Annotated in this window: 27 protein-coding genes; 6 read left to right on the forward strand and 21 right to left on the reverse strand. The window is 36.2% G+C overall.

Features of this window, described 5'->3' with window-relative positions; translation table 11 throughout:
- Positions 1 to 459: 459 nt before the first annotated feature.
- From ACRAD_RS14720 to ACRAD_RS14730, 3 genes are all read right to left on the reverse strand, one after another.
- Positions 460 to 1,002: a hypothetical protein gene (locus tag ACRAD_RS14720; protein ID WP_010700278.1), complete on the reverse strand. Its 543-nt coding sequence runs from the start codon at positions 1,000 to 1,002 to the stop codon at positions 460 to 462.
- A 236-nt stretch (positions 1,003 to 1,238) separates the two neighbouring features.
- Positions 1,239 to 1,604 carry a hypothetical protein gene (locus ACRAD_RS14725; protein ID WP_010700277.1) on the reverse strand — a complete coding sequence of 122 codons (366 nt, stop codon included), beginning with the start codon at positions 1,602 to 1,604 and terminating at the stop codon, positions 1,239 to 1,241.
- An 85-nt stretch (positions 1,605 to 1,689) separates the two neighbouring features.
- Positions 1,690 to 5,094, reverse strand: coding sequence for a hypothetical protein (locus ACRAD_RS14730; protein ID WP_010700276.1), 3,405 nt, complete (start codon positions 5,092 to 5,094; stop codon positions 1,690 to 1,692).
- Between the two features lie 599 nt (positions 5,095 to 5,693).
- On the opposite strand from ACRAD_RS14730, the gene ACRAD_RS14735 reads away from it, so the two are divergent.
- The 3 genes from ACRAD_RS14735 (at position 5,694) to ACRAD_RS14745 (ending at position 6,619) form a co-directional block, all read left to right on the forward strand.
- On the forward strand, positions 5,694 to 5,939 hold the full coding sequence (locus tag ACRAD_RS14735) for a hypothetical protein (RefSeq protein ID WP_010700275.1): 246 nt from the start codon (positions 5,694 to 5,696) through the stop codon (positions 5,937 to 5,939).
- Positions 5,940 to 6,068: 129 nt separating this feature from the next.
- Positions 6,069 to 6,377 carry a hypothetical protein gene (locus tag ACRAD_RS14740; RefSeq protein WP_010700274.1) on the forward strand — a complete coding sequence of 103 codons (309 nt, stop codon included), beginning with the start codon at positions 6,069 to 6,071 and terminating at the stop codon, positions 6,375 to 6,377.
- A gap of 53 nt (positions 6,378 to 6,430) precedes the next feature.
- Positions 6,431 to 6,619, forward strand: a complete 189-nt coding sequence (locus ACRAD_RS14745) for a hypothetical protein (protein WP_142093823.1) — start codon at positions 6,431 to 6,433, stop codon at positions 6,617 to 6,619.
- Positions 6,620 to 6,914: 295 nt separating this feature from the next.
- Here the strand turns inward: ACRAD_RS14745 and ACRAD_RS14750 are convergent, their stop codons facing one another.
- The 6 genes from ACRAD_RS14750 to ACRAD_RS14775 form a co-directional block, all read right to left on the reverse strand.
- Positions 6,915 to 7,427 carry a hypothetical protein gene (locus ACRAD_RS14750; protein WP_010700272.1) on the reverse strand — a complete coding sequence of 171 codons (513 nt, stop codon included), beginning with the start codon at positions 7,425 to 7,427 and terminating at the stop codon, positions 6,915 to 6,917.
- Positions 7,428 to 7,906: 479 nt separating this feature from the next.
- Entirely contained in the window at positions 7,907 to 8,620 is a 714-nt protein-coding gene (locus ACRAD_RS14755) for a hypothetical protein (protein ID WP_010700271.1), read from the reverse strand.
- A complete protein-coding gene (locus ACRAD_RS14760) occupies positions 8,613 to 9,359 on the reverse strand; it encodes a hypothetical protein (protein ID WP_010700270.1) in 747 nt (248 codons plus the stop codon). The genes ACRAD_RS14755 and ACRAD_RS14760 overlap by 8 nt, the downstream gene beginning before the upstream one ends.
- A gap of 62 nt (positions 9,360 to 9,421) precedes the next feature.
- Positions 9,422 to 9,757, reverse strand: a complete 336-nt coding sequence (locus ACRAD_RS14765) for a hypothetical protein (RefSeq protein ID WP_010700269.1) — start codon at positions 9,755 to 9,757, stop codon at positions 9,422 to 9,424.
- Positions 9,758 to 9,854: 97 nt separating this feature from the next.
- Positions 9,855 to 10,454: a hypothetical protein gene (locus ACRAD_RS14770; protein ID WP_010700268.1), complete on the reverse strand. Its 600-nt coding sequence runs from the start codon at positions 10,452 to 10,454 to the stop codon at positions 9,855 to 9,857.
- Positions 10,455 to 10,461: 7 nt separating this feature from the next.
- Positions 10,462 to 11,625, reverse strand: a complete 1,164-nt coding sequence (locus tag ACRAD_RS14775) for a hypothetical protein (protein ID WP_010700267.1) — start codon at positions 11,623 to 11,625, stop codon at positions 10,462 to 10,464.
- Positions 11,626 to 11,795: 170 nt separating this feature from the next.
- Between ACRAD_RS14775 and ACRAD_RS14780 the strand changes: the two genes are divergently transcribed.
- Both ACRAD_RS14780 and ACRAD_RS14785 read left to right on the forward strand, forming a co-directional pair.
- Positions 11,796 to 12,134, forward strand: coding sequence for a hypothetical protein (locus ACRAD_RS14780; RefSeq protein ID WP_010700266.1), 339 nt, complete (start codon positions 11,796 to 11,798; stop codon positions 12,132 to 12,134).
- A gap of 79 nt (positions 12,135 to 12,213) precedes the next feature.
- Positions 12,214 to 12,762, forward strand: coding sequence for an outer membrane beta-barrel protein (locus ACRAD_RS14785; protein WP_042861815.1), 549 nt, complete (start codon positions 12,214 to 12,216; stop codon positions 12,760 to 12,762).
- 58 nt (positions 12,763 to 12,820) lie between these two features.
- On the opposite strand, the gene ACRAD_RS14790 is transcribed toward ACRAD_RS14785, so the two are convergent.
- The 4 genes from ACRAD_RS14790 to ACRAD_RS14805 are packed head-to-tail and all read right to left on the reverse strand — an operon-like array spanning position 12,821 to position 14,515.
- Positions 12,821 to 13,138, reverse strand: a complete 318-nt coding sequence (locus ACRAD_RS14790) for a hypothetical protein (RefSeq protein ID WP_010700264.1) — start codon at positions 13,136 to 13,138, stop codon at positions 12,821 to 12,823.
- Between the two features lie 14 nt (positions 13,139 to 13,152).
- Positions 13,153 to 13,767 carry a hypothetical protein gene (locus ACRAD_RS14795; protein ID WP_010700263.1) on the reverse strand — a complete coding sequence of 205 codons (615 nt, stop codon included), beginning with the start codon at positions 13,765 to 13,767 and terminating at the stop codon, positions 13,153 to 13,155.
- Positions 13,768 to 13,802: 35 nt separating this feature from the next.
- Complete coding sequence (locus tag ACRAD_RS14800; protein WP_010700262.1) at positions 13,803 to 14,132, reverse strand: hypothetical protein; 330 nt, start codon at positions 14,130 to 14,132, stop codon at positions 13,803 to 13,805.
- A 20-nt stretch (positions 14,133 to 14,152) separates the two neighbouring features.
- Positions 14,153 to 14,515, reverse strand: a complete 363-nt coding sequence (locus tag ACRAD_RS14805) for a hypothetical protein (protein WP_010700261.1) — start codon at positions 14,513 to 14,515, stop codon at positions 14,153 to 14,155.
- Positions 14,516 to 14,688: 173 nt separating this feature from the next.
- On the opposite strand from ACRAD_RS14805, the gene ACRAD_RS14810 reads away from it, so the two are divergent.
- Entirely contained in the window at positions 14,689 to 15,120 is a 432-nt protein-coding gene (locus ACRAD_RS14810) for a hypothetical protein (RefSeq protein ID WP_010700260.1), read from the forward strand.
- A gap of 206 nt (positions 15,121 to 15,326) precedes the next feature.
- Here the strand turns inward: ACRAD_RS14810 and ACRAD_RS14815 are convergent, their stop codons facing one another.
- The 8 genes from ACRAD_RS14815 to ACRAD_RS14850 all read right to left on the reverse strand — a co-directional run bounded on the left by ACRAD_RS14815 (position 15,327) and on the right by ACRAD_RS14850 (position 22,822).
- Positions 15,327 to 16,724: a replication initiation protein gene (locus ACRAD_RS14815; protein WP_142093825.1), complete on the reverse strand. Its 1,398-nt coding sequence runs from the start codon at positions 16,722 to 16,724 to the stop codon at positions 15,327 to 15,329.
- 1,857 nt (positions 16,725 to 18,581) lie between these two features.
- A complete protein-coding gene (locus ACRAD_RS14820; RefSeq protein WP_010700257.1) occupies positions 18,582 to 19,250 on the reverse strand; it encodes a plasmid fertility inhibition factor family protein in 669 nt (222 codons plus the stop codon).
- A gap of 28 nt (positions 19,251 to 19,278) precedes the next feature.
- The gene (locus ACRAD_RS14825; protein ID WP_010700256.1) at positions 19,279 to 19,845 is read right to left on the reverse strand and encodes a hypothetical protein; all 567 of its coding nucleotides are present in this window, start codon (positions 19,843 to 19,845) and stop codon (positions 19,279 to 19,281) included.
- A gap of 254 nt (positions 19,846 to 20,099) precedes the next feature.
- Positions 20,100 to 20,771 (reverse strand): hypothetical protein, encoded by a 672-nt coding sequence (locus tag ACRAD_RS14830; protein WP_010700255.1) that lies wholly within the window; start codon positions 20,769 to 20,771, stop codon positions 20,100 to 20,102.
- Between the two features lie 390 nt (positions 20,772 to 21,161).
- Positions 21,162 to 21,569 carry a hypothetical protein gene (locus ACRAD_RS14835; RefSeq protein WP_010700253.1) on the reverse strand — a complete coding sequence of 136 codons (408 nt, stop codon included), beginning with the start codon at positions 21,567 to 21,569 and terminating at the stop codon, positions 21,162 to 21,164.
- Positions 21,566 to 22,012, reverse strand: coding sequence for a hypothetical protein (locus ACRAD_RS14840; protein ID WP_010700252.1), 447 nt, complete (start codon positions 22,010 to 22,012; stop codon positions 21,566 to 21,568). The genes ACRAD_RS14835 and ACRAD_RS14840 overlap by 4 nt, the downstream gene beginning before the upstream one ends.
- A gap of 46 nt (positions 22,013 to 22,058) precedes the next feature.
- Positions 22,059 to 22,346, reverse strand: coding sequence for a hypothetical protein (locus tag ACRAD_RS14845; protein ID WP_010700251.1), 288 nt, complete (start codon positions 22,344 to 22,346; stop codon positions 22,059 to 22,061).
- A gap of 20 nt (positions 22,347 to 22,366) precedes the next feature.
- The gene (locus ACRAD_RS14850; RefSeq protein ID WP_010700250.1) at positions 22,367 to 22,822 is read right to left on the reverse strand and encodes a hypothetical protein; all 456 of its coding nucleotides are present in this window, start codon (positions 22,820 to 22,822) and stop codon (positions 22,367 to 22,369) included.
- Positions 22,823 to 22,988 lie beyond the last annotated feature (166 nt).

The raw sequence follows: 22,988 nt of genomic DNA on the forward strand, positions 1-22,988 counted from the left end.
AGAATTTACGCATGATGATGTAGTAGACATCGGCGCTAAGTGGCTTAAGCAAGTGATTAAATGCCCTGTAATCGCTAAGGAAGTAAAATGTATTGGTAGCAGGGAAATACCTGATGTAATTGGCTTTCGTTCTGACACCAGTTTTCTAATTGAGTGTAAGGCTTCTCGGGCTGACTTCTTAAGTGACTTCAAAAAACCTGAACGGCAAGGTTTATGCAGCAGTCTGGGCAATTATCGCCTTTATCTAGCTCCCAGAGGCATCATCGATCCATCCAGAGTACCTAACACATGGGGAATACTAGAAATCAATGAAAGGGGTAGGGTAGACGTTGTACGCTTTATGAAAGGTAATATCTATTGCGGAAGTAGCACACCTGAACGGTATAAGCTAGAGGACCCATTCTTTCATGAATCGGATATTCTGAAAGAACGGTCCATGTTGTATTCGCTGCTACGGCGTTAATTCAGTTCAATGCCATATTTTTCAAGGAAGTTGTAATCAGGTACTAATCCCTGTTTACTGTCCGGATCAACCAGTACGGCCATAATCCAGTGATGATCTAGTGAAATTTGGTCGCCCACGTTATTTAGGAAATAATCAATATCGTGAATCTGCACATTATAGCCGTCATACTCATTCAGATGATTTAGGTTGAAGATCGGTGTGTAACCATCTTCAAGTTTAAAGCTGATGTCACCTGTCGCAGTATCGTGCTTGTACCCGATATAAGATTCAACGGTATAGCGGCCAAAATCATGAACATGTGCCATAACAATTTTGACTTCTGGCAATGTGCCATCATAGTTTTGAAAAATATTCTGGAATGCTGTCTTATCGAAGGTCAGCTTATAGTTTTCTGATGGGTAATCTTCATCATTATTTTGCGTGACGAATTCATCCAATGTGATTTTAAGAGATTGGTCCTCTGCATCCGGATCAAGTGCTTCACCATGTATGAAGCACTTACCTAATAGACCATAGCAATACGAAAGAGCTGACATAAGATTATCTCCAAAGTTGATAGAGATATTTTACCATTAAAAACAACAATATATTCAGTATTATCAATGTTTAACGACACGATATGACGCTTTTAAAGATTGGAAATTGATAGGAAATTCATGCGAATTTATAACTGAAAAATTTGCGCAGCCACCCCCTTTTCATTACAGAGCAGGGCTGCGTTAGCTGACATGCCAATAGCGTAAGCGTGGGGCCAAGAAAGGCAATGCCTTCCCTATAACATTGATTTTAATTTTTCCTTGAATGCTTCTGGTGGAATGAAGCATTCCGGACATTTCTTGATAATGAACTCAAATAGGTCTTGTTCTAATGCGGTGAGATCGCCGTGTTCATTCCAGTGCCAAGCTTCTTCCGGATGAACCTTTATTGAATCTTTGGTGCTACAAATCAAAAATCTGCGTGCGACCTCAAAAACATGATTAAGTACACTGATCTTCACGACCAGATTATCCCCATAGAATGTTTCACCCATTTCCTCTGATTCTTCATCATTTAGATCAGGGTCTAATTGCAGAGCTACAGGCAATTGCCATTCAACTTTAAATTGTTGGGTCTGTAATTTATCAATATCTGTATTCATGGTGGTTACTCAAATATCATGAGTTATATTATACAGAATATACCGCATATATAGAATACCTTAATTTTATTTTGTGATCAATTTACTAATACAATTTTTCAATGATACGGCCAAAAATGTGCGGCGTAATCTGGTTGAACTCTAATTCAACTGAACCGGCTATATCTTTCTTGAATTGTTCAAAGTCACCTGTAGAGCAAATGTATTTTTCATCACGGCGATCAAAGCGAATTTCCCCATGCTCCTTACCTTCTAACTGATCTAAATCAGCCTGTATCTTACGTTTAAGATCATTGATGAAGGCATTCAGGTAATGTTCCTCTCCAATATACTGATGCTTTTGGTATGAGGTAGTTTCCTGCCCATCTTTTTTAAGCACCTCAAAATGATAGGCTTGGATGACTGGTACAACTTCTGGTAAATATGAATTATTGATTACTGCGTCCAATGACGTATCCAGTTTTAATAATGGCTCTATACCAAATACGCTATATCTAGTATCAGACAGAACATCAGGAGAACTTTCTTCAAAGAGATAATCAGCTTTTAATACCTGATGTGATGTTGAATGGAGAACATAAGACAGTAGCTTGGTAGAGTGCGTATATTGGCTTTGTAATAGGTTCACACTGACAAATGAATTTGAGCCTTGGTCTATATCAAAAGCCTTGGTAAAAAGTTTATCTGCCTCGTTTCTGTGGAAGTCCTGTTTAATTACACCGATCGTCTGAGAATGATTGTCCTGCTCAATCAGATTGCTTGCAGTTTGCTCATAACGTTCAGCTAGTCGATCAAGCCAATTTAAACCATCCTTAAGGCATATTGCTCCTAATCGTAAATGATGACTTATTGAGAATGGTAAGCATAGAATGAGTTCTTTATGCAGCGCATTACCCCAACGATCAAATTGATCTCCCTTCAAATCTTCTCGCTGATCTTTGATTTTCGCTTGCAGGGCTGTAACCATCTCTCGGGTAACTTGATTGGAGTAGAAAGCCTCGATAAATGTTTTGGAGAACGACATAGCATCAAGAAAATCGCGCTTATGTTGATAAGAAACAAAATACTTGTTGTATGTCATTTTGCCTTTACCGGCCTCTAAACTGGCCTGACGGCGCGTAGCCCCTAGATCACGATAGTAAGTATATAGATCGGCATCTACAACGCTGATAACCAGTTCATCGCGTACACTATCAAGTAGGGAAACGATCTCAGCTTTATCTAACTTGAAGGTTCCATTCTTGATGGCTTTGATCGGCGTGCGATAAACCCAATAGTCCTTTTCAATACTTTCAAGCTCTTTAAGGCCCAACGCTTTCGGTAGACTGGTATATAAATACTCATTACCTGAGCGATCAACCACAATCGCAATAGCTTTAGCATCTAAAAGATACTGCTGATCTCTCATAAATTTTAATTCAGAAAATTGAGTCTGAATTTTTGATTGTTCATTAGCAGACAGCATCAGGTAAAGGTTATTTAACACCTTGGCTTGAGTGACTTTGGGTGAAAAGAAGTTGATGGCACTCATTACAATGCCCTTAAGCCCTGCGCCGTGTATATTGAGGCCCTTAATCTGCTCAACTGCATTCAGATAACATTGAATATTTTTCTGATTCTCTGCCTCAAATTGCGCTAGGTACGCTTTAGCACCTTTGAACAGACCCATATATTCAAGATACTTTTTACGGTACTTACGCTTAGTGATGTAGTTATTCAGTAGATCAACATTCAGGTTATCTAAAACCAGATAATCAATCTCAGAACGGCTTTCTACAATACGCACTTTCGCCATTTGTGTACGATTGCTTGTACCTGAACTAACAGGGAAACGGACAAAGTAACCATCCTTATCATATTCAACCGAAACAATCTCATAATCGTATACTGGTGGGCGGGTAAAGGTTTTGCCATCACTCCCATATACTGCTCTACGCCATGAATACGTCCAACAGTAAGGTGCAGCTTCTTCACTCGCCATCTTGTTTGTATTACAGATAAGCTTGGAGCCAATCGATAAGCGCATATTTTGCTGCCAGACAAAATCTTCAAGCGTATGTTCAGCCACTTCACCTAATAGGTCAGAACCATCTTCATCATGGATGAAATTGAAGTACTTCTTTTGGAACTCTGGAAAGAATATCCCGAAGCTTTCATTATCTGGGTAAAAACGACCAAGTAAATTTAATCGATGCTGCAAACCGGCGATCAGAATCAGAAAACGCTTATAGTGCAGAGTAAGGCGATCAATGTCATTAAGCACATCTGAATAGTTCAAACTATCGACCGTGATCTCAACTGCGCCGTCATGAGAGAAGAAACACTTATCAAGAACGTCTTTAGATGGGAACAGGTTATTAGCAGCCAAATGCGAACCGATAGGGGAATAGACTGCACTGATGTTGTCGCCGTTACGGATAAGCAGGAAGGTCTGCTTATTTAACTTGTCTAAAATCACTCGCCAATGAGGATCAGGTTTATAACCTAGCTTGACTTGGGCTTCTCTGATGGCCGCGATACAAATACAACGTTGCGTAGGGAAAATTTGATCTACCAATTGCTGATTGGTCGCCATAACATCAAAAAAACGTTCTTGGATGTTTTCAACGCTTAAGGAAGCTGCCGATACATCATTGAAATACGCAAGCTCTACATCACAAAGAATCTTTTCTTGAACCAGTGTTAAAGGAACTTCTGGTGCTGCATCTGCGCCTCTTTTAATCTCGATCAACTCAACACCGTCACCTGTGTACATAGACAAGGTAGCAACGCCGTCATTGATCTCCTTGACACTCTCCTGAGCTTCTTTGGTAGTTGCTAAAGCTGTTGCATATTTCTCTACCATGAAAGGAGAGAGCTTACTCATAAGCCCCTGTAGTTCATCTACACAACCCTTTATAATATCTGCCTGAATTTTGGCTACATCAGCAAACATATTGGTCTGGCTTTTAAACGCATTAATTTGTTCTAAGGCATTCTCTTGGCCCAACAGATTTACTATGTTGTCCGTATTAATGTGTGTCGGAGCCATTGGACTTTCAAGACGTTTTGAATAGATCGAAAAAGCCAAAGCCTGTAACTTTTTTGGATTGTCTTTAAGGTCTTGGACTTCTGATTCTTTATAGGCAATACGCTGTTGTATTTTCGCAATCTCACTCTCACGGACAGCTTCACCCTCAGATTGGGTAAGCACATCAAAGTGATCATAGAATTCATCCAGAATAAAACCCACCGTCTTACTGTTATCAGCAGAATTAGGATGATGACGCACATAGACAGCGTACAGATTATTATCAGCAAACTTTAGCTCTTGAATAAGCAGTACAGTACCAAGGTCATAGGATAATTTTGGAGTGAGTTTCTTAAGAGCTGCGAACATGCCTTCTTTGAGAATATTAGAATTTTCAATGACTTCAATGTTCTGAATCGACTGATCATTTTTAGAGTAATCATTGTTTATATTTAATACTTCTAATTCTTTATTTGCCATGATAACCATCTCAAAGTTGACACCCCTAAATATAAAGCATATACCGCACATATGCAATATCTATATTTATATATTATTCAGAATCATAGATTAACTTTTAATTATACATTTCTAAATATTGGACATGAAAAAAAGCCTCCAAACAAGTCTGCTTGGAGGCTTTAAAGCTTTGGAGTTCATTAACTCCACTATAGCGCCCTTTCTCATATTCATATCAACTTTGGCGAGAAAGGGATGACTGTTGTTGGCTAACCAACGAATTCTGTGTGTAAGATCATAGTATCAACATATACAGATAATTGCAATACTAAAATAAGATATTTATTAAATAATAAATAAATCATTAAATGAGTATATTAAATACTAAAGCCATAGTCATTGTAAAAGAATGTAAAAACAGTCGGGGTTGAATGCTCGAATATCCTCTTAAAATGCCTGAAACCCTTGTTATTAAAGGCTTTCAGCGCATAGGTATTGTGTAATTTTATGTAAAAATCACTGTATTTAGAGCGATTTTAGATTGTTGTTAAGCGGTATATGTTGTATAATTCTTGTTATGGAAAAGTGGTTAAATACTTAGATTTTTCTGGATTATTGATGTGAGAGAAACTAATAATTTTGTATTCGATAGCAGGCTTAAGAAAGATGTTTTTTATGCTTCTACAAATACAATTAATGAGGATTCAATCATGGAAGCAATTCAGGCTTGCGGTGGTGCAGATGAATACCATTGGAACTCTGAAAAGCATTTAATTCTTATAAATAAGGGATTTGTAGTGGCTACATTGCACTGCATCTCACAGTCTAGGTTTGCAATTATAAGTTTGTTTCACGCCGTAGCATAAAAAATATATATAGCATATCTGCTATATATATGGTAAATATGCGGTATGTTTCGTAATAAAGTTGTAGTTGCCGTTCCTTTTTCCTGTTCTTAAATATTAATGTTTCTTTTATTAAAAAGAGAAATCTTTATGAATGAGAAATTAAGAATAAAACTGGAAAGAATTTGTATTTTAAATGATTTTCAGAGAGAACACATTAACCGTAAAGTCACGGTGTATGGTTTCTCACAGACAGAGGGCGCTAAAGATTATTTTGTAGATAGTCTTTTAAAAGCATTGGCAGTTGCAGTAAGTGAAGCGGGTCGAAGTGACTTGGTTGATCTGGATAGAGTGGATGTTATGAACTTGAGTGATAATGAATTACTCAATAGATTCCCGTATCAGTTTACCAAAAGAGCGATTGTTTTAAACGGCTTAGCAGTATGGAACTATGAATAGGAGTGTGGTATATGTGCAATAACTTAAGTAAATGTCAAAAAATGGTGAGTGATGTGGCGGATACCATCGTTATAGATTATGCGGAAGAATTAAGACAAACTGGTATGTCTAAAGAGCAGATCAGAAACGAAGTATTAAAGTTTTTATCTTCTGAAAAATTTATTGATGCTGTAAAACGCAAAGTAGAAGAATACATTACGAAATTTGATGATAATTCTACACCACGTAGCCATTTTCATTAAAATTCATAAGTAGCCCATACTGCACTAAGCCTGTAAACATTACAGGCTTTTTTATTTGGTCTTGATTATGATACGACTGAATACATAGCTTTTAAAATAGAAAAGTTGCCGATCGGCAAGTCTTACGGCGTTATCCGAGGCGCATTTAATATGACCTTCATCTCTGAATAACAAAAAAAACCAGTCAATTGACTGGCTCTTTGATCTACTCGTAAGTTTGCGTCAGCAGACTGCGAAAGAGCGCAAGCGGGCCGGCTAAAAACCTTATAAGGACTAACCCTATAAGGTTCATGTATTAATCAATGATTCGGGTAAACGCTGATGAACTGAATTTTTTATTGCTTCGGTTGTAGCTTGCTAACATCTTGAGGTAGTCCACCATGAAAGCAGCAAAGTATTGCTCATCTTCATCACCTGACTGTTCGCATAGATAGCTATAAGCGAGTACATTAGCCACCATCGAAGCTTCGAGTGGGCCGACTTTCTCATCTGCGTAGTTCATACGATTTGAAAGGATTGTACCTTCCTCTGGTACACCATCAAGCATCAGAAAGGGGAAGCCGGCGCGAATGTCATCTTCTAAGATAAAATTGTGAATATCGGGGGATGAAAGAAGTGTACAAACCTCCATGCAGCAAAGTTTTAATCTCCCGAAGTGATTAGGAAGGTACTTATTAATAGCTTCTTTACCTTGCATTAAAGCTGCAAATATTTCCATGTTTTTCTCATGGTCTGCCAGATAAACATTTTTTAGAATTGTGTCGTTATCCATTAAAGATAAGTTAAATTTGATTGCTGTATTTTGCATTGATAAAGCTCCATAGTTGATAAAATCAATTATACAGCATATACCGCATAATAACAATATTAAGCTTTTATTTATGCCATTATTTTTACCATGGTTTAGGCTTTATTTTGGCAGTAAATTCGCGTTCTTATTTATTTGAAAACTAACGTCTGGTTGCGTTAGCAAACAGCGATGTAGCGTAAGCGTGGAGCATAATACAGGTAAAAAAAACTCTGCCGAAGCAGAGTGTAAAAATCGTCCTCAAAATTAGGAGGACAGAGGGGTTTAGTCAAGAAAATGAAACTATACAATTAGGGGTTTGTTTAGCTTCACTCTTGATGGATTAAATAATAAAAGATAATACAAATAAATGCAAACATTATATTAACATTAAAAAAATATAATAGTTTGTTTAATAACAAAGTGAGCCATTATTTAAATGGCCCAGAATTAATTAAATTACTGTTCATTCTGTTTCTCTTTTTGGCGTAGATATTTGATTAAGCAACCTTGAAATGCTGTGCAATTTCTTGGATCAGGACTTCTTTATAGTCCTGTTGTTGTAATGGATGGCTAAAGATGTCCAATTGTAGATTGGTCATCTGGGAGAAGGGGATAGTCGGATGATTAAAGAAAGCATCTGCATAACCCTTGATGACATTTTGAAAATCCTCGAACCCTGACAAATCGTTATCAATAAAATCTTGACAATGAATATCCAGAGTTTGAGATTCAGGATGATAAGAAACTATCCCATAGACACGGCTATCGTCTGTTGTATCGGAAGATGCTGCACACAATACGTTATTAAAGGTGAATTCAATACCAAATGAAACAGTCCCTTCAAGTGGTTGGGAGGATGGTGTAAATAAACGTACTTCACGGATCAAGCGCATAATATCGACATTCGGGGTTAGTCCGGATACCAAGTTATTTTTTTGCTCGATCTGATACTCCAAAGTTCCTGCACCATCTTTAAGGCGCAAGTAATGAATGCTGTCGCTATCATCCTCCATATAATGAATTAAAAAATCTTGGCCCAAAGCTCTTACCAAACTTTCCTGTAACTTGTCATGGCTGATCAGTAGAAGCGTGGATTCAGATAGCGCGTGTGGACTGATGATAATCAATTCTTCTGGTAGAGCTGCTGTGATAGCTGAGCTGACGGCGTTGGCATGAACACGGATGATTGATTTAAAAACGTCTTTATTCATTTTCATCATCCTTTTTTTCGGCTGTATACGCTGTGTTTTCTATCATGAGTAGTTTTGAGGTGTCACCATTGATTGAGCTGATGGCAATTTCCTGTAAGCGCATTTGAATTGATGATTGAGCATTTGCTTGCGCTTCTTTTGCGGTCTTGTCCAGAGATTCACTGGCAAAATCCAGACTTGAGCTAAGATTAGTAGGAAGCATTGAGATTTGGTTTTGGGCCTTCTGTACCAGTTCGAGTACAGCTTTGCCTGTCTTTTTAGCTTGAATGGCCTCAGATAGCTCTGAGAGCGCACTCATGGCGTTACCAACTTGAGCCTTAAGCATCTTCTCAAGTTCAGCTTTAGACATGTCTAATGAGCTTTCAAGCGGTTCTATATCTGGAAAAGGAACAACTTCTTTATTTAGTGATGACGGCCCTTGTTGAATAGTGACTGGTGTACCCTGACTGCTGCCAATGGATTGAGCAAGCGATTGAAAACTAGCATGGGTTAATGCGACTTTAATTATCGGCTTGCGTGTGCCATACACCCGATTATCACCGTATGAACGATGCAGTTCAGCCGGTGCAATCTCAAGGGTGATGTAGTCGCTATGTGGGAGGTCAGAACCTAGCAAAGCCACATTACCACCATGGCTATTGCTTAGACGGATTACACCGAATGCAGGGTGATCATAAACTTCTCTGTTTAATGGATCATTTGTTGTTGTACTACGTTTGACTGGTTTCTGCTTATTCATTGTCATGCCTCAAATGCAATAATTACATTATACAGCATATACCGCAGATAAGGTATACTATTTTATATTATTTTAACAATATAGTCTGAATTTTTGGATTCTACTATGATGTCAAACCGATCTTTATTAATCCCTGTAAATATCTCGTCCATTGCATTGCGTAATACGCCAATGAACTTTTTATAGTCATTCTGGTTCTTGTGTAGGTTGCTTGTAGCAGCAAAAAAATTAATATGTTCGCCCATTTTACTTGTGAACTCACACCCATTCTTCGTTAAAAAAATGGTAATCCATGAACCTACAGGTGAAAGAATACGATCAGTCGGGTAGAGGATGAATTCTTTTAATTCATGATTAATTTGTTTTAATTCGCAATGTAATTGAATGATGTTAGTCACCCAATATCTCCTTTCATTAGAATTGTTTGATGTTTGATGTTTGAATTATTTTAAGGAGAGAGTAGCAAGCCATGGCCCACATACTCTCTGGATAAAATTATGAGGCTGTTTTTACTGCTTCAATGTTATCAAGTAACTCTGTATTAGATTCCTTATTCTTTAGTGGCATATCATCTACTTTTAATGCTTCTAATTCGACTAAGGAACCAATTTTAAGAAACTCGTCTACAGTCAAAACATTGTCTTTTTTGGCTTCGTTTATCAATTGTTTTACTTCTGGAACATAATTCATTTTTTCTATGTTCCACCCATTTGAATGTGTTAATAAGACATCGACCATTACAGGTTTCTGACTGGCATTTTTGATACAGATATTCAGACCATCATTTTTAACAACTTTATGAAATGCTGACTTGTCACTATCGAGCTTCAAAGCTCCTGAGTGAATACATTCTAAAGTGATTTGTGTATACGGCGTTACTTCATTTAAGAAATGAAGATATGAGAGTTTTTTAAGTCCTAAAACACTATCAATATGCGAATATAAATCGAATTCATCTGTCGGTTTTTCGGTGATCTGGGCCAGAACTGCATAATCATCAGAACTAAAATTTATACTCTGTTTTTCTTGCCCACATCCGGATAAACCTGCGACTGAAATACCTACTACTATTAATGTCTGTTTAATATTAAGCATTATTTTCTTACCCTGCTTGTACAAGTGTTGATTGATGTTTATCGGTATTAGTCGATTTAGATTCGCTATCAGAAAGTTTCTGAATAAGTGACTCGAATTGTTTTTTCTCTTTATGCTTCATCACGGCCATGATTACGCAAAACACAGTCAACCCAAAAAATATTAAGGTTCCAGTGAAGCCGAAATTCCAAAAGTCGAAAGTAAATAAGGATGTTTTTTCAATGTATTGAACTTGTTCACTACTACCAAACATTTTTTCAGCAACGATTGGAGCAGCGACTCCAAGCATCATAGTTGTAATGGCTATTATTACAGTACTGAACATGTTGGATGATCCACCCTCTCTTTGAGTCATCATAAAGATAGTAAAAAACACAAAAATCGAGCCTAATGTCATCATCACCATTCCCGCAGCATCAATTACAGACAAAATGGTATCAATTTCACTCTGAAAATCTGATGAAGTAGATGCTGTAGACAATGATCCATTGGCTATTCTTTCTACCCTTTCAAAAGCAATATGGTAGTTTGAGGCAAGATAGTTATAACCACTTAAGATCGCCAGATAAAAAGCTGCACTCTTAAATCTACGCATTTTATTGAGAACTTGAGCCATAACACGCTCAATTTCCACCAGAACAGGCATGTCCTTGTCTTTCTTGTTGCTGTTAATAGTGTCATTCAGATGATAAAGCGTGATTGCATTAAATCGCTCTAGTATCTCTATTTGATGATCAGCATTCTTGATTTGGTTTTGGATGTTTTTAACTTTGATATTGTTTAAAGCTACGATACTTAAGGCATCTGTTTTAAGTGCGTCATTTTCTTCAAGAACATTGGTGGCATGAGTCAGAGTGTTAATCACAACATTAAAATCTTGGACTAATTTTTCAGCATCTAATTTTCCAGTTTTGATGTCATCAATAAATCCTTCAAGTTGGGATTTGAGAGAGGGAAGGTTTTTCTCAAGTACAGCCAAATGACCAAATTTAATGAGATCGTTTTTGGTTTTTAAAAGTTCAATATTCTGGGTGATTTCCTTTACAAGAAGGTTACTTTCCTCAATGGGCTGTCTAATTTCAATAATATTAGGATCAAGATCAGTCAAAGTACTAACCAAGCCATATATTAATTGTTTGTTGTGAATGTTATTAAAAGTTGATGGAATCATTGTAATGACCAATGCAAATGATTAGATTTTATAGTATAAAATATACCACAGAAATACAATATTTAGGTGTGAATTAAGCAGCATGTTTATTACTCAAAACCGCATCGAATGGCTGCGATTTCTGAAAGACTTATGGTAATATACTTATGCGATTATTATGAGTTTAAATTATGAATATTCATGTAGAAAAAGAAATTAAAGAGCAACGTAAAAAACTCATAAAATATATTAGAATCAATGGTTATCGTATCATTTTTGGCATTACAGCTTTCCTGATTGGTTCAGCTATTTTTATGGCTTGGGTGGGCAATCATTACCATGTAAACATGATCGTTAGTGCCATGATCTTTGTATTTATCGCTTTTGGATTGGCGTTTATTTTGGGCATTGCCTTATTGGAGATATTTGTATTAAAAGTTAAAAAATATTCCGATAAACAAGTTTCAAAAACTTATGAAACTTTAGTTAATATTGAAAAAAAGAAAAAATTGGATAAATCTAATAATTAAATAATATTCTTTGTGTTTGTTAATAATAAACATTAAAATTTAGGAATATTTGTATAAAGATATTTTTTGGGAACGATTCATGACTTATCTCAAGCGTAGTATTGCAGCACTTCTTTTTTCTGGTACAGCTTTAAGCGCCGTGGCAAATAGTAATTACTATTCAGATCGTACATTGTGGGATGTTTACCCATACTTGGGAATTGATGTGCAGAATATAGACTATTGGGCGAGTAGAGATCGTATTGATATGATCGGGGTCGTTGGTGGTTTGCAATTTAATGATTATTTGGGTTTGGAGTTAAACTGGTCGCAAAACACTGGCAAGGTTGGAATCCTGAATGAAGGTCAATTTTCAGAAGAAATCAAGATCAAGCACTACGGCGTAGGTGTGACATTTCAAGCTGATCTATATCAACGTTTGTATGCCAAATCCTATGTTGGCTATGGCAAGATTGAAGCTGAGAAAGTATTTAAGGAAGATGTGATCACCGCCAAACTAGGTCTGGGTTATCAAATAAGTCCTGACTTCGCAGTAGAGGCCACCTATAACAACAGCTTTACAAATGATCCGATTAAAGGCTATGCGAACAGCAACGGCGCGGGTATCCAGTTAAAATATTATTTCTAATCTAAGTTAAAACAAAAAACCCAAGACCGAATCTTGGGTTTTTTTATTTATGAATATTTCACTTATTGATAAGCTGAATAACTTCATCCATTGAAAGTGTACATTTGAATTGTCCGTTTGAGTTGTAACTTTCTGGAGAATGTTCATCTACATAGTAAACAGTACATTTTGAGTCATTAGATTCACTATCATCTACACTGGTAATCTTATAAATAGTGCCTGAATAAAGGGTTATAGAGCCTTTTCTTCCATTTTGCCAAACTAAAGGGAAGGTGATTAGTTTGCCTTTTGCTGCCGACATAAGAAGCTGTACGACTGATTTAAGTGGCTCTTGAACCGGAGTTTCCACAGAATGCGTTGTGGTGGTATCAAACATAATTATTCCTTGGTTCAATCTTCTGGTTCAAAATCTGAAATCGATTGAATCTTTTCCAAAATTGCTTCTAGGCATGAAAAAGCGAACATCTCAGTATCAATGCCATATTGCTTTTTGATAACTGAATATTTCTGCTCAACTGGATTAAATACTAATGTCCAATCACTCCATGAATCATCACGAATATTTTCTAATGTGATGCTTTTCACGCCTGTTTCTGGATTGACCTTAAGATTTTTGAAAATAAACTCGACTTTTGATTTTAACAGTAAACGTTCATCTTCCATATCGGATTCAAACTTGATGGCAAAACAGTGCTGTTGGGTGGCTGAATCAAATTCCCCTGTCTGAATTAGCTCATATTCTTTTAACAGATTTTCCCGATACTCAGTGGCTACATTTGTTTCATTCGGGGTGTAATTGAAAACCATATCCCAATCTTTTTGGTCGTTCAGGTTTTGAATATGAAAAGCATCACGAGAAGTACGAAGCTGAAAAAGTTCCTCTCGTGCCTGTTTTAGTCTGGATTGTGCAATCTCAAAAGCCTGTTTTTTTTCATGAACATCTTGCTCTACTACTTTAATGAGTTCATCTAGGGTTAGGGTGTCTTTAGCAGTGATATTATTCATTGTTTTTTACCTCTGGGCGCGATATTTAATCTGACTTAGTTTCGGGATACATCAGTTAGGTAATAGGTCTTGTCGGAGAGCTGTGGCTGATAAAATCTGCTTGCTGAACAAATAGGGGTAAACACGAAAGCATCCCCTTTATCCATGCCGAAATATTTTCGTATTTCTTGAGATGTCGCTCTATGAGCCAAGATTCCATGACCGCTATTAACATCATCTCGATTAAAGAACTCTATCCAGTTCTCACGAGCTAGAACGCATGTGAAAGCAATTACGGCGGTGATCCGGTGCTTACGTTTTACGTCCTCGCCGTTTGGAGTGTAGTAAGCGAAGAAATGGCGTTTTCTTGAAGTAGTCTGGTTCATAATTCAGTTTTGTCCCGCTACTAAGAAAGTAGCGGTTTTTCATTGGTTTCAACAGGAAGATCAAATTCAAAAGCACATAAAGCCATAACAGATTCGCAGAAGGTTTTTAGCTCATTTACGATCGTGTCATGGTCTGTATTTTTATAATGATCATGGATTGGCAAAGCTGATTTGGTTTCAGCTTCATAAGCTTTAAAAAGATTTGTGCCTTTTGGAAGGTTGGTAATCAAATCAAATAAATAAGCGTTTACTTCGATTTGGTTATTGAAATTTGGGTGACAACCATCTTTAAAAAATAAGTGCCATGCTTGGTCTTTTGCGTAAAGCAAAACCTCATCATTCACTGGTGAGTGAGATTTTTGATTGGAAGTTAATGTTTTCATAATATTACCTCAGTTGATATACATAGTATATAGCATATACCGCACAAAGACAATATTATTTAAATATTATATATATAATAAAAACAGTAGTTTATTTATTAAATAATAAAATAAAGTATGTTAAATATTTTGTATATGTTTTATAATATCTAAATCAACTTTGGAGAAATACCATGACAATTAATGAATTCGACTTTGCTAAAGCTAATCAGCGTATTGGTAAACCTGTGATTAATGACCACAACTTTTATAGAGTTAACGGTGTTACTTTGGTCATGTCACACGGAGATACTGAGGAATTTAATCGTATCTTCCTGATAGCTGCGCCATCGGCTGCACATGCTCAAGTATGGGTTGAGATGCACTTTCTATTAGAAGAAAGTTTTAACTCGCATCAGGAGCTTAAAGAGGCGATTCAGGAGCATACAGTTGATGAAAATGAACAGGACTGTATTGCCTCCGGTTTTCTTGGTTGTGTGGATGTAGGAAATTATAAATATCGCTGCATAGAGAACGTTATCGAGATTACTAAGGAATATGCTCAACAGATGTATAGCTTGGGTGATTACTATGAATCAAATCTAGGTGCAAACCCATTCAGTTAAATTAAATACGAATAAAAAAGGCCGTAACATGATTCACGGCCTTTTTTGCTTTTAACTATTCAGGATTATTAAAAGTTGATTCAGTCGGGGGAGGGATGCTTTAAAAATTCGATCCATTGCCTTTCTGAAAGCTTCTTTTGTTATTTAGCAAATTCAATAAATACTTAGACATGCTAACTATCTAGTATCAGTCACACTAATCTGTTTTAAAAAAGTACGCCGTTGATAGGCTGATCTGTATGCTGAAAATGTTCTTTGATGACTGCCAACAGATTACCCTTAAATACTTCTGATTGGTTATGTGCATCAAAGCCATGCTCATTATATAAATCCCACATTAACATATGAACTTTTTTTATCTTTTTAAAATTTTCTATCATCTTTAAAATAAGGTTATGTTTAATCATATCATCCAATAGTAAGAAGTCTGTCAGCAGTTTTTCATCTTGCTCTTTACGTTTAGCAGCTTCAAGCTCTTGTTCTTTCTTTTTCTGCTTAGCTAAATTTTGCTTCCTAATTTTTTCCTCTTGTTCTCTTTCTTTTAATTTTTCTTCTTCTAATTCAGTTAAGCCCCAACGCTCACTGATAGCTTTATGATAAATAGCACCGATTTTAACTTCCTTATTTTTCGATTTTAAATCTTCAATATAAGCATTAGCTCTGGAAATACTTGCATGAATTTCTTCACTGTCAAATTGATCTAAATATTTGCGTTGATCAAGAATAGGTATATTAATTAACGCATCTTTAAATGCTGAATCTTCCAATGTAAGCGGTAGTTCGAGAAGGTTTTGTCGAGCATATTTTACTTTGAAATATAGCCCAACTACACTTCTTCCTTTCTTCTCAAATACAACATCAATCTCAATATCACAAAGCTCACTTTTATTGAGTTCACCTACAGGCTTTTTGATAACCCAACGGTTCAGCTCCTTGAATTCCTTGTACTCAGTATCTTCAACTCCCATATACTCTCTATACTTCTCAAGAGTAAAGTTAGGTGTGCGACCAACACCGACATAATCGCGGCATAGCTTGTAGATAATTGCCTCATATTTACCTGAGAAACTATTAAAAATATCCCAGTTTAATAAAAGGAACATTTGCTGATTCTGTTGTTTATTTCTTACGATGCTTTCTATTACTGAGGGTAATCGGAATCCGACCCGCTTACTTAGAACTTTATATTCGCTAATAAAACCCATGAAGTGTTCAGCAGGCAAACCATCTTTTTCAAGGTAATTGACAACAATAGGTGCAATCCTTAAACCCTCAAGATCATTTTTCAATTCTGAGCGAACGACTTCATAGCCAATGAAATCTGAAATTTCCTTGATTGACTGATAAAAAAATCCATTGCTATCTGGTTCAATGCCGTTCTCAAGCTGTTCACCAAATGATTTAATAATTAGGTGCCAAAATTTATATTGGCGAATGGTGATATTGTGCTTGATGTGAACAAATGATTGATCCGTTTTTACGATATTAAAATCGGCAGGATTTGTGATACTAAAATCAGTAGCATCAGTACCCTCTTTTTTGTTCATGGTTTTTATCATTTTCAAATAAAAAACATTTATACATTCAAATGGTGTAGGTGTCAAAATAAATCTCTACACCTTAAAAACTTAGTTTATGATCAACTAATATCACTTTAGTAGTTGTTTATTTGGACATCTAATTCCCGAAGGGGGGTGAATTTCTACACCTATAAGTCCAATTCCCAGATTTCCTACACTTAAACCCGATGTATAGCTTCTATTGAAGCTTGAAAGGGGGTGAATTTCTACACCTTTAAAACCTTTGCTACGGCGTTTAAATTATAAAAGTCGGTGAATCTCTACACCGTTGAGTACGATGTGATCGATTTACTTGAATTCCTGCATCCTTGACCAAAAACCACAGTAAATCCGGCCATAGGGGGTGGATTTCTACACCTATAATCCCTATTCCAAGAATCTCTACACCTATAAGCCATATATAGACTGCTTTTGAAGTCAAAAGGGGGGTGAATCTCTACACCTATGAATATTAAATAATCACATATCCTAGAATCCCTACACCTTAACACCTATACCGTTCTCAATTGAGCCAATAAAGGGGGGTGAATTTCTACACCTATGATGAATAAATATTCAAAAATATAGAATACCTACATCTTTAAGCCCTGTTTAAAATGATTTGGATTAAAAAAGGGGGTGAATTTCTACACCTATGATGAATAAATATTCAAAAATAAAGAATTTCTGCATCTTAAAGCCCTATATAAAAGGATTTGGATAAAAAAGGGGGTGAATCTCTACACCTATAAGAGCAATATCACCTGTTATGGACGCTAAAAGGGGGTGAATCTCTACACCTATAAGAACAATATCACCTGTTATGGACGCTAAAAGGGGGTGAATTTCTACACCTATAAGAGCAATATCACCAGTCATAGACGCTAAAAGGGGGTGAATTTCTACACCTATAACCCTACTTGTTAGAATCTTTGCACTCAAAAGCCATGTATCGACTGCTAATGAAGTGCGAAAGGTTGAAAGCACTCTACCTAAAATATAAAAAATTTATAAAAACTAGAATTTCTACACCTATTGTTTTAAACAGACCTAGTTATGACTTTAAAAGGGGGGTGAATTTCTACACCTTTAGCCCTGATCAGTACTGGTATATGCACTGAAAATGACTTTTATCGGTTCCAAATAAAGGGGGTGAATCTCTACACTTAAAAGGAGGTGAATCTCTACACCTAAGAACATGGCATTAATTGGTTATTTGTCTTTTTTCGTAGACTATTTCTGGGTTATCCACAGAGGGGGTGGATTCCTACACTTTACAGGGGGTGAATTTCTACACTTATAAGGGGTGAATCCTTACACCTTGAGGATCGTGGGGGGTGAATCTCTACACTTATGAGGGGGTGATTCTCTACACCTAAAGGGGGTGAATCTCTACACCTAAATTCCTCGGAAGCATTGTAAATAAAGGGATACGGAACGATCTAAATAAAGAAATTTACTTACTACTTTTCTTAAAAAAATAGTTATAAATTTATTTTCAAATTTAAAGATTAATTTAATAAGAAAAAATTGAACAAGGAGCAAGAACCAATCTACGAATATGCTCTAAATGCTCTTGGTTTGCGTTGTAAGGCGTATTAAAAAGTTTTCCTAAGCACGACTACATGATTCTGTTAAAAATTGAAATACGAAGAAATTAGACAACAAATTATGAAAAAGAGATAGGAAGCCTAAATATGAACATAAATTCAAAATTAAAGAGTTATCCACATCTCAAAAATATATAAAAATCTGCTTATAAATATACCGTACTCATGGAGAGAATTTTACAATTAATTATTACTTCATCAGAAACATTTTAAGGATAGAAAAAATGCGTAAGCTGATGACAGCTTAGCGCAAGCAAGGGGCATAACAAATGGAAAATTTGATCCATAGCTCTTATATTTTAATCACGCCGGTATCTTTCAACTTTTTCAAGGTTTCATTGGTCAGGTTATACGGCGTGATAACGTCATGACGATCTTGAAGATGCTGATAGCTAATAGGAGGCTCACCGATCCCTGCGAAGTCATACAGATGCTTTGCTGCATCTTCATAATAAACCTCAACAGGAAAAGATTTAGCCCCATTCGCTAAAAGCCAAAAGGTACGAGTAACACCATTCGTAAAGCCTATGTAGGGCCGATCATCAACATATCCTGCCGATAAGTTCGCTAATGGTACTGGACTATCAATATTGGCGAATCCATCAGCAGCGTCTTTGTACTTATAATCCTGTGGCATGTCTTTGATCAGTACACAGTGATTTGATCGCCGTAAGTTTTCCTCATATAAAGACGATATTAGCCAGTAGTAATAAAACTTGAGTGCATCAACCATAACAACATAAATCTGTTGATCAATGGCCCCAAAATCGCAGCGCATACTGCATGTTTGAGAGTTTGCAAGTGCAATCTCCCAGACAGCAGATTTATGGTTAATCGAAGTTAAAACAGGCGTTTCAGGAGCTTTATAAAAATTTGAAAATTTTTCCTCAAGCTTGAAGATTTCAAGTTTTTTTAAGTGGGCGTAATGCGTTCTAAGCGGAACCAAAATATTACTTTTCATATCGTACATTCCTTTACCAGTTCTTAAATCAGATCAAGTGGGAGCTTGGTGCTTCAAGGTAGTCAAAATTCAAATCAAGCAAGCCATCTGAAACCAGATTCGTAATACTGATAATCCAAGCTAATTCTTGACTGGTAATTTTTCCAGATAGGAGTTTTCTAGCAGCATCTTCCTGAATTTTATTACGCATATAAAAAACAGGTTTAGCAGTACTGATCACACTTAAGGCCGGCATGTATGACTGATAAGTTGTCGCAATAGTACGAGCTTCCTTAACAAATTCACGCACGCAAACGCTCACCTTTTCTATGAATTGCGCCGATTCAAAATACTGACGGTAAGAAACAAATAATTCTACTGCGAGAAGATGTGCTAAAACTTCTTCGACTTCTCTGAGATCGCCGTCTTGATTAACGGGTACTGGTTGTTCAAACAGCAACTCAGTGCGACTTTCTAAAAAACGTAAAGTGTCTGGGTGCATCTCACCATCTGCAATTCCTACAGCGTGAAAGAAAACAGCTAATGAAGTAGGAGTAATATGAGTGATGGTAGGTAATTGATTCATGTGTTTTATTCCAAAGTTGATATCTAACATTATATCTCAATCTAGCATATACCGCAAATATAGAATACTAATATCAGCATATTTTTTTAATTTTGTTTTTAAAAGTTCAAGATCAGAAAAGATGATTCAGTCGGGTCGGAGATGATTTAAAAATCCGCGAACATGCCTTCTTTGAAGGCTTAACTGGTGGATGCGTCAGCATACAGCGTTAAAGCGTAAGCGCAGGGCAAATGAGTGGATATGGAGCATTACACTCCATTCCATTTAAATGATTTGACGGGTGATTATAGCTCTACACCCAATTTCAGGTTTTGGCGGTGGCAGTAAGATGCTTCTTTTTTTAAAGTCTTGATATAGTAAAGCACAAGGATTAAATCATCGGTTTTAAGGCTACGATCGGTCAGGTTAAAGAAATTATCTTGAGGTTTAAACTTAATCTCACGGCTTTCGCATTCATCGTTATCCATGATGATTAGCACTTCATCAATAAGATCGCTGTCTACATCGCGTAGGGTATGAAGGTTCTGGGTTTTATACATTGCATGGATCAGGCTTTTGGTTGTAAAGCTTTCATGGATCAGCTCATATTCAATGTCATAGACTTCAAAAACAAACTCATTTTTACCGATCCAAAGAATGTCTTTGATAAACACCATAGCGATCTTAGCCCATTCTTCTGCACTTCGGCTCGTATCGAAATTAAGCTTGAAGTCACCTCGGTCGTCACCCATGGACTTGATAGGGTTGATATACAGGGATTGATCATTAACTTCCAGAGTGCATTTTTCTTTAGCTTCTGGCGTGCTTAGAGTTAAGTCGATTGCGCCGTATTTTTGGCAAACTTCATGCTCATCAATTTTGATTAGTTCTTCATTAAATTGAGCAACAAGTAAAGCCATTACTTGAGTAGTAAGTTCTGAGTATTGTAATGTTTGGCAAATAGCTGTGATATTCATTTTTCATACATCCCAAAGTTGATAAATACATTATACACCATATACCGCAGATAAGGTATATTTATTCGATATTTTTATGTTTTTTTTGATTTTAAACTTCTGGAATATGCTCTGAAATCCTAGTTGATTCAGACCTGAAATAGTTCGGCCACCCTTATTCTCTTTAAACGATAAGCCAGATGCGAAAGCAGATGGATTAGTAGCGTCAGCGTGTACTAACTTTTTTTTAAGCACCAAACGAGCGTAGCTGTAAACCAATGGGAAATATATGACTAGAGAAAAATGTATAGGAGATTAAGCAGCAGAAGTGAGGTGCGTAAGCACCGCCGTAATTATCATTAAATTCCTGAAACACACAAAAAAAAGAACTCCGTTAAGGAGTTCTTCTATCTAATTTAAATATTCATCTACAGTAATTTTTCCAATAAATGCACCGTTTTTATTTATACCAGTTGCCACATAAATTAAGTTATTTTTTTCTTTTGGTTTTAAATAAATAAAATGAACACCTAATTCTTCCATCTGGTTAAAAAATTTACCAATCTTATTCAATTGTTGAATGCTGAAATCATTTTCAAATGATGAATGATCAGGATAAAGATTTAATGCGCCAAGGTTATACCTTTCATTGACGATTTCATTAACAACGCAAAATTCGTCTATATGAGCTTTCTTAACAGTATTCTTACGCGATTTCAGCATCCATATTTCATACAATAGATCAGATATTTTATATCCAAGATAAATCCCCACAAGTAGGCTTACTATAGCGATGATTTGAATTAATAGTGTATTCATTTATCACTTACCTTTAGTGTAGCGGCATATACAGTCTTACGTCCCAGAACATGAAAATATCCTTTTACGGATGAATCTTCGTGCTTATAAAACAAAATGCTCAGATTTTTATTATAGATATAGCCACGAATTGAATGATCCTGCTCAAGTATTAAAGGGTCTTGGTAATTAAAGGCTAAATCATCTCTAGCCTCTTTAGTCGTGACCTTTTTACCATCAATGATAGGGCTATAGGCTAGGGCATCCAGACCGATTTTATTTATTTTTGCTACGGCGAAACGGATGTATAAAATTTTGAAAATGCTTAGAATATTCTTACTTCCATCACTTTTTCTGCAACAATATATAAGAAGTTTATGTATAACTAGGAGTGACAAACCTATTGACATTCCGATATATAAATAATCAACAATAGTATTGGTTATTTGAAAAAAAAGTTCCAAAAATACTCTCCGGTTTATTTTCTTTTTGAGTTTTATAATAGAGAAATTAATCTACATGACATACAAAACTTCTGAAAATTCGTGCTGCAATCAGGTAATCTTCTTCGCTTAGTGCTTCGATGCGATTTAATTTTACGCCTGATAAGCCTACTGTTTCATAGTACTCGCCATTATGACTAAAACCCTGATCATTTGCGATAGCATCCAATAAGGCTGATTCAAGCTGATTTTGGTCGAATCTTGCCGGTTCACTGACCGATGCAATGTATGCAGTCGGTAGGCTAGATTCGCCATCTGTGATGTTAAGGACTACGCTGTAATATTTAGTTTGCATGATTAATGATTCCTTAAAAATTAAACGACTTTAAACCCTGACTTATTTTTACCGATGGTTAACTCATAGTAGTAGGCCACATCGAAATAATCACGAGCGGAATCACTGTTGCAATAATAGTCACAACGAATACTGGCAAAAAGCTTCTCCATGAGTTCCAGAGCTTGACCAGAGAACAGTTTATCGAGCTTATATTCACTACAAGGAAGTGACTGTGGTTCATCAGTTTCTTGCTCTAAGTTGCTTAATACACTTTGTAAATACTCACGATCTGTACCAAGTAGGCGGCCATTCACAAGCTTATCTTTGATGGTATCGAGCATGTTTTGTTTCAGGTCGATACTGCAAGACTGGATATTGACCTTTAGAGCGGAATAATCTTTGATGCGTGCAGTTACACGAAGATTCACACCTAGATCAGTTGCACTTTGCTTGATTAAACTTAAAACTTTTGACTTTAAAGTATCAGTAACCATTGTAATCTCTATAATTATTCAATAAATACATTATACAGCATATACCGCAGATATAGTATACTTAATTAAATATTTTTAATGTTTCAGCTTTTATATTTTTTTAAATAACAGTTACAAGAACAGTCGGACAGGGAAGGTTATAAATTTTGGTGACATGCCTTCTTTG

It is taken from the genome of Acinetobacter radioresistens DSM 6976 = NBRC 102413 = CIP 103788, from assembly GCF_006757745.1.
Lineage (GTDB): Bacteria > Pseudomonadota > Gammaproteobacteria > Pseudomonadales > Moraxellaceae > Acinetobacter > Acinetobacter radioresistens.